This window comes from Cronobacter universalis NCTC 9529 (genome assembly GCF_001277175.1).
GTDB classification, from domain to species: Bacteria; Pseudomonadota; Gammaproteobacteria; order Enterobacterales; family Enterobacteriaceae; genus Cronobacter; species Cronobacter universalis.
Map to the genome: position 1 here is coordinate 2,474,222 of NZ_CP012257.1, position 12,398 is coordinate 2,486,619.

The 12,398-nt window shown below is 59.3% G+C and carries 13 protein-coding genes; 5 read left to right on the plus strand and 8 right to left on the minus strand.

Translation table 11 applies throughout. The features are described from left to right. Positions 1–67: 67 nt before the first annotated feature. The 6 genes from kdsA to hemA are packed head-to-tail and all read right to left on the minus strand — an operon-like array spanning position 68 to position 5,404. Entirely contained in the window at positions 68–922 is an 855-nt protein-coding gene (gene kdsA / locus AFK65_RS11385) for a 3-deoxy-8-phosphooctulonate synthase (protein WP_038856988.1), read from the minus strand. A 40-nt stretch (positions 923–962) separates the two neighbouring features. Next, entirely contained in the window at positions 963–1,772 is an 810-nt protein-coding gene (gene sirB1 / locus AFK65_RS11390) for an invasion regulator SirB1 (RefSeq protein WP_032804688.1), read from the minus strand. Continuing rightward, a complete protein-coding gene (gene sirB2 / locus AFK65_RS11395) occupies positions 1,769–2,164 on the minus strand; it encodes an invasion regulator SirB2 (protein WP_004388050.1) in 396 nt (131 codons plus the stop codon). The genes sirB1 and sirB2 overlap by 4 nt, the downstream gene beginning before the upstream one ends. 6 nt (positions 2,165–2,170) lie before the next feature. After that, a complete protein-coding gene (gene prmC, locus AFK65_RS11400) occupies positions 2,171–3,028 on the minus strand; it encodes a peptide chain release factor N(5)-glutamine methyltransferase (RefSeq protein WP_038856987.1) in 858 nt (285 codons plus the stop codon). Beyond that, a complete protein-coding gene (gene prfA / locus AFK65_RS11405) occupies positions 3,028–4,110 on the minus strand; it encodes a peptide chain release factor 1 (RefSeq protein WP_007762113.1) in 1,083 nt (360 codons plus the stop codon). Before prfA ends, prmC begins: the two co-directional genes overlap by 1 nt. A gap of 37 nt (positions 4,111–4,147) precedes the next feature. Beyond that, positions 4,148–5,404, minus strand: coding sequence for a glutamyl-tRNA reductase (gene hemA / locus AFK65_RS11410; protein ID WP_032973751.1), 1,257 nt, complete (start codon positions 5,402–5,404; stop codon positions 4,148–4,150). Between the two features lie 199 nt (positions 5,405–5,603). Between hemA and lolB the strand changes: the two genes are divergently transcribed. The 4 genes from lolB (at position 5,604) to dauA (ending at position 9,969) form a co-directional block, all read left to right on the plus strand. Next, positions 5,604–6,227 (plus strand): lipoprotein insertase outer membrane protein LolB, encoded by a 624-nt coding sequence (lolB, locus tag AFK65_RS11415; RefSeq protein WP_007698582.1) that lies wholly within the window; start codon positions 5,604–5,606, stop codon positions 6,225–6,227. Further along, the gene (gene ispE, locus AFK65_RS11420) at positions 6,224–7,093 is read left to right on the plus strand and encodes a 4-(cytidine 5'-diphospho)-2-C-methyl-D-erythritol kinase (RefSeq protein WP_032804689.1); all 870 of its coding nucleotides are present in this window, start codon (positions 6,224–6,226) and stop codon (positions 7,091–7,093) included. Before lolB ends, ispE begins: the two co-directional genes overlap by 4 nt. Positions 7,094–7,220: 127 nt before the next feature. Beyond that, positions 7,221–8,168 (plus strand): ribose-phosphate diphosphokinase, encoded by a 948-nt coding sequence (gene prs / locus AFK65_RS11425; RefSeq protein ID WP_007698587.1) that lies wholly within the window; start codon positions 7,221–7,223, stop codon positions 8,166–8,168. A 121-nt stretch (positions 8,169–8,289) separates the two neighbouring features. Continuing rightward, the gene (gene dauA / locus AFK65_RS11430; RefSeq protein ID WP_007698589.1) at positions 8,290–9,969 is read left to right on the plus strand and encodes a C4-dicarboxylic acid transporter DauA; all 1,680 of its coding nucleotides are present in this window, start codon (positions 8,290–8,292) and stop codon (positions 9,967–9,969) included. A gap of 1 nt (position 9,970) precedes the next feature. Here the strand turns inward: dauA and AFK65_RS11435 are convergent, their stop codons facing one another. Beyond that, complete coding sequence (locus AFK65_RS11435; RefSeq protein WP_007698594.1) at positions 9,971–11,017, minus strand: MerR family transcriptional regulator; 1,047 nt, start codon at positions 11,015–11,017, stop codon at positions 9,971–9,973. A 117-nt stretch (positions 11,018–11,134) separates the two neighbouring features. After that, positions 11,135–11,407: a stress-induced protein YchH gene (ychH, locus tag AFK65_RS11440; RefSeq protein ID WP_007698598.1), complete on the minus strand. Its 273-nt coding sequence runs from the start codon at positions 11,405–11,407 to the stop codon at positions 11,135–11,137. A 267-nt stretch (positions 11,408–11,674) separates the two neighbouring features. Here ychH and pth point away from each other — a divergent pair, with 267 nt between their 5' ends. Beyond that, on the plus strand, positions 11,675–12,259 hold the full coding sequence (pth, locus tag AFK65_RS11445) for an aminoacyl-tRNA hydrolase (RefSeq protein ID WP_007698601.1): 585 nt from the start codon (positions 11,675–11,677) through the stop codon (positions 12,257–12,259). Positions 12,260–12,398: the final 139 nt, after the last annotated feature.

Below are 12,398 nucleotides of genomic sequence, written 5' to 3' on the forward strand. Positions count from 1 at the left end.
GCACCCGCCTTATTACCCCAATAAAAAACCCCGCATCGCGGGGTTTTTCTTTGTACGGCCGGGTCGATTAATGCTCGGTATCGAGTTCCGGGAAGCTTTTCACCAGATCATCGATAGCTTTAATCTGCGTGAGGAACGCTTCCAGCTTCGCCAGCGGCAGCGCGGACGGGCCGTCGCATTTCGCGTGTTCCGGATCCGGGTGCGCTTCGATAAACAGACCCGCGATGCCGGTCGCCATACCGGCGCGGGCAAGCTCCGTCACCTGGGCGCGACGACCGCTGGACGCGGCGCCGAACGGGTCGCGGCACTGCAGCGCGTGGGTCACGTCAAAAATCACCGGCGCGTTGCCAGACACTTTCTTCATCACGCCAAAGCCCAGCATGTCGACTACCAGGTTGTCATAACCAAAGTTGGTGCCGCGATCGCACAGGATCACCTGCTCGTTGCCGCCCTCTTTGAACTTATCGACGATGTTGCCGATCTGGCCGGGGCTGATGAACTGCGGTTTCTTCACGTTGATAACCGCGCCGGTTTTCGCCATCGCTTCCACCAGATCGGTCTGGCGCGCCAGGAAAGCCGGCAGCTGGATAACGTCCACCACATCCGCAACCGGCTGGGCCTGTTCGGCGGTGTGGACGTCGGTGATGATTTTCACGCCAAAGGTCTGCTTCAGCTCCTGGAAGATTTTCATCCCTTCTTCGAGGCCCGGGCCGCGGTAGGAGTGAATGGAGGAGCGGTTGGCTTTATCAAAAGACGCTTTGAAAACGTAAGGAATGCCGAGCTTCTGGGTCACCGTGACGTAGTGCTCACAGATGCGCATCGCCAGGTCGCGCGACTCCAGCACGTTCATGCCGCCAAACAAGACGAACGGCAGATCGTTCGCTACGTTGATATCGCCAATGCTAACCACTTTTTGTTTCATATTATCGCCTTTATCCTGTGTAAATCGGTACACGCCGCGCTTAGTGCAGGGTAATCTGCTTGTGCGAAATCGAGTTAATCTGCGCCCGAATCATCTCGCTGATCGGATCTTCCGGGCACTGCTCCACAAAATAGCTTAAATCATTGAGCGCCACGTGTTCGCAGTCGAGCTGGGCGTAAATCAGGCCGCGGTCGCGGATTTCATACGGATCTTCCGGGTTGAACTCCAGCAGCGCTTCGCTGGCGCGCAGCGCAAGCTCCATCTGCCGCTCTTCCATCAGCGCCGATTTCAGCGTGTCGAGCAGCTTGCGGATAACCAGACTGTGTTCAGACTCTTCCAGATCGTCCATATAGAGCTCGGCCACCGGGCTGACGTTGCCTTTGAGCCACACTTCGAGCGTATGTTCATCCAGCGTTTCGCCGTTAAACGGATTGATGAGCCACATTTCGCCATCCATCCAGTCGGCGCGCAGAATAAGCTGCGTCGGGAAAATCACCGGCATCAGCGGAATATCAAGACGCCCGGCTATCCACAGCAGAATAGCCCCGAGCGACACCGCGCTGCCCTGGCGCTTTTTCAGCACTTTATCCAGCCACAGCGCGTCAGAGAGGCGGTAAACGCCGCGCGCGTCGCTAAAGCCCCACTCGCCGTAAAACAGCTCCAGCAGGCGCTCAAGCTGCGTATCCTGATGCGAGCCTTCGCAGATCTCTTCACGGGCGAGACGCACCAGGCTTTCGAGCTGGTCGTAGACGTCCTGCGCCGGAAAATCGTCGCGAATATGCTGTGAAACCAAAATCATGCCGTCACAGAGCGGCGCGTTGTTAAACTGGAAATCGGCCAACGACTTCATATCAACCCCAATAGCGGTACTTTAGTGGTGGCGAGTTTCACGATGATGTAAAGCACCACCAGCCCAAGCAGGAAGGCAATCCAGCGGACCTGCTGGCTGCGCGGGCGACGCCCGAGCGCGATAAAGCCTAAAACGATATAGATGATAACGCCAAAGAGCTTTTCAGTCAGCCATGCGCCCTGTGGGGTAAAAGGATAAAAATGCGTGATAAGCACCAGCGCGACGCCGCTGCCGAGCAGTACGGTGTCGTTGACGTGCGGCACGATGCGCACCCAGCGCTTTGAGGACATCGGCGAGCTGCGGTACTGCCACCAGTAGCGCAAAATAAACAAACTGATGGAAATCACCACCGTCAGAATATGTAAGTGTTTTACTGCAAAATAAGCGGCCATGCTGCCTTACTCCTGTGTGTTGCGATCCTGCGTGTCGCGATAGTGTCCCAGCGTCAGACGTTCATTACCGCCGTAATCGCGGCAGGTTTCAACGCCCTGATAACCTGCGCGCTCAAAAAGTTCGCGCACCGCCCCGCCCTGCCGCCAGCCATGCTCCAGCAATAGCCCGCCGCCATCCTCAAGAAAGCGCCGCGCCCCGACAATCAGGGTTTCAAGATCCGCCAGCCCGGCGTTGTCCGCCACCAGCGCGCTTTTCGGTTCAAAACGCACGTCGCCCTGTGAAAGATGTGGGTCATCGCCGTCAATATACGGCGGATTGCTGACGATAAGCGAAAAACGCGCGTCCGTCAGCGCGGAAAACCAGTGGCTTTGCAAAACCGTGACGTTATCGATGCCGAGCCGCTGCGCGTTGCGTTTCGCAAGCTCGACGGCCTCAGGGATAACATCAAGCGCGGTGACGTGGCAGTCAGGCCGCTCGGAGGCGAGCGCCAGCGCAATCGCGCCGGTGCCGGTGCCGAGATCGAGAATGCGGCACGGCGTGGCCGGCAGACGCGCCAGCGCCTGCTCCACCAGACATTCGGTATCGGGACGGGGGATAAGCGTTGCCGGGGAAACTTCCAGCGGCAGCGACCAGAATTCACGCTGGCCGATGAGATAGGCCACCGGCTCGCCCGCGGCGCGGCGCGCCAGCAGGGCATCGAGCCGCGCGCATTCATCCTCACTCAGCGTAGTTTCGCCGAAGGCGAGAATAAACGTGCGCGTCCTGCCGGTCACAAACCCCAGCAGGATCTCCGCGTCGCGGCGTGGCGATTCGCTTTCAGTGAGACGGTGGATGGCCTGTTTCAGCCACTGCTGATATTCCATTACTCCTGCTCAGCCAGCGCCGCCAGCTGATCCGCCTGATGCTCCTGGATGATCGGCTCGATGAGCGCGTCCAGTTTGCCTTCCATCACTTCGTCAAGACGGTAAAGCGTCAGGTTGATGCGGTGATCGGTCACGCGGCCCTGCGGGAAGTTGTAGGTGCGGTTGCGGTCAGAGCGATCGCCGCTGCCCAGCAGGTTGCGGCGCGTGGACGCTTCCGCCTGCTGGCGTTTGGCCGCTTCCGCGGCGTGGATGCGCGCGCCCAGCACCGCCAGCGCTTTGGCTTTGTTTTTATGCTGCGAACGCTCGTCCTGGCACTCCACTACGATGCCGGTCGGCAGATGGGTGATACGAATGGCGGAATCGGTGGTGTTAACGTGCTGACCGCCCGCGCCGGAGGAGCGGAAGGTGTCGATACGCAGATCCGCCGGGTTGATGTCCGGCAGCTCGGCTTCCGGCAGCTCGGGCATCACCGCCACGGTGCAGGCGGAGGTATGAATACGGCCCTGGGATTCGGTCGCCGGGACGCGCTGTACGCGATGCCCGCCGGATTCAAACTTGAGACGCCCGTAAACGCCCTCGCCGCTGATTTTGGCAATCACTTCTTTATAGCCGCCATGCTCGCCTTCGCTGGCGCTCATGATCTCCACACGCCAGCGGCGCGATTCAGCGTAACGGCTGTACATACGGAACAGATCGCCTGCGAACAGCGCGGCTTCATCGCCTCCGGTGCCCGCGCGCACTTCCACATACGCGTTACGCTCATCGTCAGGATCTTTGGGCAGCAGCAGTAACTGGAGCTCCTGCTCCAGCGCTTCGCCCTTCGCTTTTGCTTCCAGCAGCTCATCCTGCGCCATATCGCGCATCTCCGGGTCGCTTAGCATCAGACGGGCGGTTTCCATATCTTCCTGGACCTGACGCCATTCAAGAAAACAGCGCGAAACGTCGCTCAGCTGGGCATACTCGCGCGACAGCGCGCGAAAACGCTCCTGATCGGCAAGCGTACCCGCATCGCCCAGCAGAGCCTGAACTTCTTCATGACGCTCCTGCAAGGCTTCCAGTTTGGCAACGATAGAAGGCTTCATAGGCGGTAAATCACCCTGTAATTAGAATTGTGTTGTGCTACTCCAGCCCGAGGCTGTTGCGCAGAATATGCAGGCGTTCATCATCCCCGTCACGGGCAGCCTGCTGAAGAGATTTGGTTGGGGTGTGGATCAGGCGGTTGGTCAGCTTGCGCGCCAGATCCTGCATGATGGCTTCGGCGTCGCCGCCGGTGCGCAGCGCCGCCAGGGCTTTGCTGGTGAGCTCTTCGCGCACCTGATCGGCCTGGGCGCGATACTCGCGAATGGTCTCGCTGACGCTCTGGGCGCGCAGCCAGGCCATAAATTCGCAGGCTTCCTGCTCGACGATAGACTCCGCCTGCACCGCCGCCGCTTTACGCTGCGCCAGGTTGTGCTGGATGATGCTCTGGAGATCGTCGACGCTGTAGAGATAGGCGTTGGCAAGCTTGCCCACTTCCGGCTCGACATCGCGCGGCACGGCGATATCCACCAGCAGCATCGGCTGGTTGCGACGGGCCTTCAGCGCGCGCTCCATCATGCCTTTGCCGATAATCGGCAGCGGGCTTGCGGTGGAGCTGATGATAATATCCGCGTCTTTTAAACGCTCGTCGATCTCGCCAAGCCCGATGACCTCCGCGCCGACTTCATCCGCCAGGCGCTGGGCGCGCTCGCGGGTGCGGTTGGCGATGATCATTTTCTGCACGTTGTGTTCGCGCAGATGGCGGGCCGCAAGCTCGATGGTTTCCCCCGCGCCGACCAGCATCACGGTGACCGTCGAGAGCGATTCGAAGATCTGCCGCGCCAGCGTACAGGCGGCGAACGCTACTGATACCGCGCTGGCGCCGATATCCGTTTCAGTGCGCACGCGTTTGGCGACAGAGAAGGATTTCTGGAACATGCGCTCCAGCTCGCTGGCGTTCGCGTGGCCGCGACCGGAATCGGCAAAGGCTTTTTTCACCTGGCCTAAAATTTGCGGCTCGCCCAGCACCAGCGAATCGAGACCGCTGGCGACGCGCATCAGATGGCTGACGGCGTCGTTATCGTGGTGCCAGTAGAGGCTGTTGCGCACTTCTTCTTCATCGAGATGATGGTAGTCGCACAGCCAGCGCACGAGTTTGTCGTGCAGATTGTCCTGCTCCTCAACGCTCAGGTAAAGCTCGGTGCGGTTGCACGTCGAGAGCACCACGCCGCCCTGCACCATCGGCTGCGACAGCAGGCTTTCCAGCGCCTGGTCGAGCGTATCCGGCGAAAACGTCACGCGTTCTCGCAGCGAAACAGGAGCCGTCTTGTGGTTGATGCCGAGAGCTAACAGGGTCATGGAGCGGGAATAGTACCAGCGTTGATAAGGTTTGCTGTGCGCATCATACAGGATGCGTAAGGTCAATAAAAGAGAACCGCCTCTTTTGGAGTAATAGACAGATACATGATTTAAGACAACTTGACCATAGACGCCCTCAGCCCCTGACGCTAGCATGAAGGGTTATAACCTCAATCAACATCAAGGATTTGTTCCTGTTATGGCGATTTCTTCTGTGCGTTTATGGTCTCTCGCCCCGCTGGCGAGCCTGGTGCTGACCGCCTGCGTCAGCCATGCCCCGCAAGGCCCGGGCAAAAGCCCCGACTCCCCTCAGTGGCGACAGCATCAGCAGCAGGTGCAAAACCTCGCTCAGTTCCAGACCCGCGGCGCCTTCGCCTATCTTTCCGACCAGCAGAAAGTCTACGCGCGTTTCTTCTGGCAGCAGACCGGCAAAGAAAACTATCGCCTGCTGCTCACCAACCCGCTCGGCAGCACCGAGCTTGAGCTGAACGCGAAGCCGGGCACGGTGGAGCTGGTCGATAACAAAGGCAAGCACTACCAGGCGACGGACGCCGAAGAGATGATCGGCAAACTGACCGGTATGCCGATTCCGCTCAACAGCCTGCGCCAGTGGATTGTCGGCCTGCCGGGCGACGCGACTGACTACTCGCTCGACGACCAGTACCGCTTACGTGAAGTGAACTACACCCAGAACGGCAAGACCTGGAAAGTGGTGTACGGCGGCTATGACACCAAAACCCAGCCTGCTATGCCATCGAACCTGGAGCTGCGCGAAGGCGACCAGCGCATTAAGCTCAAAATGGATAACTGGATTGTTAAATAATGACCCGTTGGCCCTCTCCGGCGAAGCTTAATCTTTTCTTGTATATCACTGGCCGTCGTGACGACGGCTACCACAATCTACAGACGCTGTTTCAGTTTCTCGACTATGGCGACACAGTGCTGATTGCGCCGCGCCAGGACGGCCTGCTTCGGCTGGTGACGCCGGTCGAGGGCGTAGCGCAAGAAGACAATCTCATCGTGCGCGCAGCAAGGCTACTGATGGCGCGCGCCCGTGAAACCGGACGACTGCCGGAAGGCGCGGGCGCCGATCTGGGCGTGGAGAAGCGCTTACCGATGGGCGGCGGGCTGGGCGGCGGTTCGTCTAACGCCGCGACGGTGCTGGTGGCGCTCAATCACCTCTGGCAGACCGGCTTTAGCGAAGATGAACTGGCGCGCCTCGGCGTGCAACTTGGTGCCGACGTGCCGGTGTTCGTGCGTGGTCGCGCGGCCTTCGCCGAAGGCGTAGGCGAGCTGCTGACGCCTGCAAGCCCTGCGGAGAAATGGTATCTGGTGGCGCACCCTGGCGTGAGCATTCCGACGCCGGTGATTTTCGGCGATCCGGAGCTCACGCGCGATACGCCTGTCCGGTCAATGGAAACGTTGCTGAAATGTGAATTTCACAACGATTGCGAGCATATCGCAAGAAAACGTTTTCGTGAGGTTGATGCCGCGCTTTCCTGGCTGTTAGAATACGCGCCGTCGCGCCTGACCGGCACCGGAGCTTGTGTGTTTGCTGAATTTGACACCGAATCCGAGGCCCGCCGGGTGCTTGAGCAAGCCCCGGAATGGCTGAAGGGTTTTGTTGCGCGAGGCGTTAACCACTCCCCGTTACAGCAAGCCATCGCCGGGCAAACTGAGTCCTGGTGACAACGTCACCCCTGTTCCAGACGTTGCGCCATGCTCTTTAAATACACCGCCTGGATGGCGAACCTGCTTCCTGTCGCGTTTTGCGGCGCCGCCATCCACCACTGGACGCATGCCTGAGGTTCTTCTCGTGCCTGATATGAAGCTTTTTGCTGGTAACGCCACCCCGGAACTAGCACAACGTATTGCCAACCGCCTGTACACTTCCCTCGGCGACGCTGCTGTCGGTCGCTTTAGCGACGGCGAAGTCAGCGTACAAATTAATGAAAATGTACGCGGTGGTGATATTTTCATCATCCAGTCCACTTGTGCCCCCACCAACGACAACCTGATGGAACTGGTTGTTATGGTCGACGCCCTGCGCCGCGCTTCCGCAGGTCGTATCACCGCCGTTATCCCTTACTTTGGTTATGCCCGTCAGGACCGTCGCGTGCGTTCCGCGCGTGTGCCTATCACCGCGAAAGTGGTGGCGGATTTCCTGTCCAGCGTAGGGGTTGACCGCGTTCTCACTGTGGACCTGCACGCAGAACAGATTCAGGGCTTCTTCGATGTGCCGGTAGATAACGTCTTCGGCAGCCCGATTCTGCTGGAAGATATGCTGCAGCAGAACCTGGATAACCCGATTGTGGTTTCCCCGGACATCGGCGGCGTGGTGCGCGCCCGCGCCATCGCTAAACTGCTCAACGATACCGACATGGCGATTATCGACAAACGCCGCCCTCGCGCTAACGTTTCTCAGGTGATGCACATCATCGGTGACGTCGCAGGCCGCGACTGCGTGCTGGTCGACGACATGATCGATACCGGCGGCACGCTGTGCAAAGCGGCTGAAGCGCTGAAAGAGCGCGGCGCGAAACGCGTCTTCGCCTATGCCACTCACCCGATCTTCTCCGGCAACGCGCTGAACAACCTGCGCAACTCCGTGATTGATGAAGTGGTCGTCTGCGACACCATCCCGCTGGCTGACGAGATCAAAGCGCTGCCGAACGTGCGCACGCTGACCCTCTCCGGCATGCTGGCCGAAGCGATTCGTCGTATCAGCAACGAAGAATCTATCTCCGCCATGTTCGAACATTAATCGGACTGCGCTTAAAAACCCGCCCCGGCGGGTTTTTTTATTCTTTTGTTTTATTTGTATGATTTATGTATTCACCGTCATATATTTAATCTCATGATGGTGAGCTCATGGATGAAATATCGTGAACACACAGTATCTCTCGCAAATCCTGCCTTTCCGCGCGCTGGTGGAAGCCTGCTGGCGTGAAAAATATACCGTTTCCCGGCTGAGCCGCGATCTGATTGCCGGTATTACCGTCGGCATTATCGCTATTCCGCTCGCGATGGCGCTGGCTATCGGCAGCGGCGTGCCGCCGCAATACGGTCTTTATACCTCCGCCATCGCAGGCATCGTCATCGCACTCAGCGGCGGCTCGCGCTATAGCGTCTCGGGGCCGACCGCCGCCTTTGTGGTCATCCTCTACCCCGTCGCGCAGCAGTTCGGGCTCTCGGGACTGCTGGTAGCGACGCTGCTCTCCGGCGTCTTTCTGGTGCTGTTCGGCCTGGCGCGCTTCGGGCGGCTGATCGAATACATTCCGCTGCCGGTTACGCTGGGCTTTACCTCCGGGATCGGCATCACCATCGCCACCATGCAGATCAAGGATTTCTTCGGCCTCGACATCGCGCATATGCCGGAGCACTACCTGCCGAAAGTGGCGGCGCTGGCGATGGCCCTGCCCGGCCTGAACCCTGGCGATGCGGCGATCGGTATCGTCACGCTGGGCGTACTGATTATCTGGCCGCGTCTGGGCATTCGCCTGCCGGGGCATTTGCCGGCGCTGCTGGCGGGCTGCGCGGTAATGGGCGTCGTCCATCTGCTGGGCGGCAATGTCACGACCATCGGCTCGCGTTTTCACTGGTTGCTGGCGGACGGCACCCAGGGAAGCGGTATTCCGCCGCTCCTGCCGCAACTGGTGCTGCCCTGGGATCTGCCGGGGTCGTCGTTTACGCTGAGCCTTGATGCGCTGCGCGCGCTGCTGCCCGCCGCGTTTTCCATGGCGATGCTGGGCGCCATCGAATCCCTGCTGTGCGCCGTGGTGCTGGACGGCATGACCGGCACGCGCCACAACGCCAACAGCGAGCTTATCGGCCAGGGGCTCGGTAATTTGATTGCGCCTTTCTTTGGCGGCATTACCGCCACCGCCGCCATTGCCCGTTCGGCAGCCAACGTGCGCGCGGGCGCGACATCGCCTGTCGCCGCCGTGTTTCATGCGTTGCTGGTATTGCTGGCGCTGTTGGCGCTGGCCCCGCTGCTCTCCTGGCTGCCGCTCTCAGCGATGGCGGCCCTGCTGCTGATAGTGGCGTGGAACATGAGCGAGGCGCATAAAGTCATCGGCCTCCTGCGCCGCGCGCCAAAGGATGACATCGTCGTGATGCTTATCTGCATGTCGCTGACGGTGCTGTTTGATATGGTGATTGCCATCAGCGTTGGGGTGGTGCTGGCTTCGCTGCTTTTTATGCGCCGGGTGGCGCGCATGACGCGGCTCGCGCCGCTGAATGTGTCGGTGCCGGAGGATGTGCTGGCCGTGCGGGTAACGGGGCCGCTGTTCTTCGCTGCCGCGGAAGGCGTCTTCACACCGCTGCTGACGCAGGCGGCAGGAAAACGCGTTATCGTGATGCAGTGGGACGCGGTGCCGGTGCTGGACGCCGGCGGCCTCGACGCCCTGCAACGCTTTATTGAACGCCTGCCGGACGGCTGCGAGCTGCGCATCTGTCATCTCGAATTCCAGCCGCTGCGCACGCTGGCGCGCGCAGGCGTACAGCCCATCCCTGGGCGTCTTGCTTTCTTCCCGGATCGCGACGCAGCCTTAGCGGCCCTCTGAATCAACGCGCAGGCGCAGCCCCCTGCGCCTGCATCAACGCGCCAAACGCCTGCTGCAGCCAGCCGAGCGTTTCGGGCGTCATCCAGGTGCCTTTCGAGAGATGCGGCTCCCGCATCATCGCCTCACGAAATTTCTGCTGGGTCTGCGGGTTTTCGCCAGCGAACGAGGTAAACAGCGTCAGCCAGTGCGTCGCAATCCCGCGCGCTTCTTCGCTTGATGGCGAGAGCTGCGTCTTCACCGCCGCATGCAGCTTCGCCACCAGCGGCGGCCATTCCATCATGCGATCGAAATAGTGCTCGCGGGTGAAAGCATACTCTTCAGGCGTCAGATAACGCTGATAAATGGCGAGTTTGCTTTCGGCAAACGCGTGCGTTATCCAGTCGATTAACGCCGGAGTGATACCGGTTTTATCGCGCAACGCTGGCTCCGTGGCGTGCATCTCATTGAGGCGCGTCAGAAACTCGGGGTTGCCCGCGGTATCCCGCTCCAGCGTTTCCATCCAGCGCGTGGCGAGCGCCTGCGCAGCCGGGTCGCTGACCGGCATTCCCTGCGCCATCGCGTCGTTAACGTCCTGGACAAGCGCGGCCCATTGCGTCTCGCGCTCGGTACTTTCCTGCGCAAACGGCAGCTGTTTCAGCTCTTCCTGTGAAAACCATTTCTCATACATCATCATTAGCTCCAGTGTTTTCAGCCACTCCTGAAGATCCGGCTCATCGCCTGCCAGAAGCCCTTCACGCAGCGCCACCAGCCGGTCGCGCAGTATCGCGGTACGGGCAAGCTGGGCGTTAAGCTGTGTGATCTGCGTGTCGATGACTTCCGGCAGCGTCATGCTGCCGCTCTCCAGGCACTCCCGCACCTGCGCCAGGCTCAGCCCCATCCGCGTCAGCGCCTGAATATGATGCAGGCGCTGAATATCGTCGCGGTTATAGAGCCGGTAGCCGGCGGCCGTGCGGCCGGAGGGAATGAGCAGTCCAAGGCTTTCATAATGATGCAGCGTGCGAACCGTCAGACCAGACCGTTTCGCGAGTTCACCTACCTGCAACAACATAACGCCTCTCCTCTTCCCTTGCGAAGCCCACTGTGAGCCCTGACGTAACGTAAGGGTCAAGAGCGTATCATAAAAAAAGCTCCCGACCGGCGGGAGCTTTTTTCACAGCGTTTAGCATTAGCTGGAGTGATGATTGCGCTTACAGCGTTTGTCATAGTGGCGCACCCACCAGTAGCGGTCGCATACCTGTTCATGACCGCCGACGCGGGCGCCAGCGAGCCACAGCACCGCGCCGACAAAAATACTGAATATCGCGCCATGCGCGAAAAACTGCGGCAGGTTAAGCTGCGGCAGCTGGTTGAGAATGGAGTAACTGACACCGACAACCATGACCACTAACCCCAGCCCCATCAGAAAGTTGCCAAGCAACGACGCGTTTTTGCGTTTCATAGTCACCTCCGGAACAGTGGGTGGGAAAGTATCCCTGCGATTTATGTGTAAAGTATAGGCAACGCTTATATATAAGGGTTGCGCCAGGGATCACATTTATGAACATTCTGAGGACGAAACTTTACAAATAACCCAATGAATTACATGAATATCTAATGATTCATGATAGTGATTATTGTTTTTCTCCCAGCGAGGCGACGCGGTTTTGTGATCTGCGCGACACCACAGTAAACTACGCCGCAAACAGAGGTTTTCAGGAACAGTAACGTGACGATTAAACTGATTGTGGGGCTGGCGAACCCGGGCGCGGAATACGCCGCCACCCGCCATAACGCGGGCGCGTGGTATGTGGATCTGCTGGCGGATCGCTTTCGCGCGCCGCTGAAAGAGGAAGCCAAATTTTTCGGCTATACCTCGCGTATCAACGTGAACGGCAACGATGTGCGTCTGCTGGTGCCGACCACTTTTATGAACCTGAGCGGCAAAGCCGTGGCGGCGATGACCACCTTTTACCGTATCGCGCCGGATGAAATTCTGGTGGCGCATGATGAGCTGGATCTCCCGCCGGGCGTGGCGAAGTTCAAGCTGGGCGGCGGTCATGGCGGGCATAACGGCCTGAAAGACATCATCAGCAAGCTGGGCAATAACCCTAATTTTCACCGTTTACGCCTCGGTATCGGGCATCCGGGCGATAAAAACAAAGTTGTCGGATTTGTGCTCGGCAAACCGCCGGTAAGCGAGCAAAAGCTGATTGACGACGCCGTGGACGAAGCGGCGCGATGCACCGAAATCTGGCTGCAGGACGGCTTAACCAAAGCCACTAATCGTCTGCACAGTTTTAAAGCGCAATAAACCGCGCGGCGGCGCGGCGCGAGGGCGATTTCTCCCCCGTTGCGCGCCTGTTACGTGTATAATAGCCAAATAACATCATTTCTCATCATCGGGTTAATTTTAACCCCCTGATAAACAAGCAATTAAGGTAATGTAAACC

Excerpts from the sequence above, each read along its gene's own strand:
- kdsA (WP_038856988.1), bottom strand. The coding sequence starts at position 922 with ATGAAACAAAAAGTGGTTAGCATTGGCGATATCAACGTAGCGAACGAT.
- sirB1 (WP_032804688.1), bottom strand. The coding sequence starts at position 1,772 with ATGAAGTCGTTGGCCGATTTCCAGTTTAACAACGCGCCGCTCTGTGAC.
- sirB2 (WP_004388050.1), bottom strand. The coding sequence starts at position 2,164 with ATGGCCGCTTATTTTGCAGTAAAACACTTACATATTCTGACGGTGGTG.
- prmC (WP_038856987.1), bottom strand. The coding sequence starts at position 3,028 with ATGGAATATCAGCAGTGGCTGAAACAGGCCATCCACCGTCTCACTGAA.
- prfA (WP_007762113.1), bottom strand. The coding sequence starts at position 4,110 with ATGAAGCCTTCTATCGTTGCCAAACTGGAAGCCTTGCAGGAGCGTCAT.
- hemA (WP_032973751.1), bottom strand. The coding sequence starts at position 5,404 with ATGACCCTGTTAGCTCTCGGCATCAACCACAAGACGGCTCCTGTTTCG.
- lolB (WP_007698582.1), top strand. The coding sequence starts at position 5,604 with ATGGCGATTTCTTCTGTGCGTTTATGGTCTCTCGCCCCGCTGGCGAGC.
- AFK65_RS11435 (WP_007698594.1), bottom strand. The coding sequence starts at position 11,017 with ATGTTGTTGCAGGTAGGTGAACTCGCGAAACGGTCTGGTCTGACGGTT.
- ychH (WP_007698598.1), bottom strand. The coding sequence starts at position 11,407 with ATGAAACGCAAAAACGCGTCGTTGCTTGGCAACTTTCTGATGGGGCTG.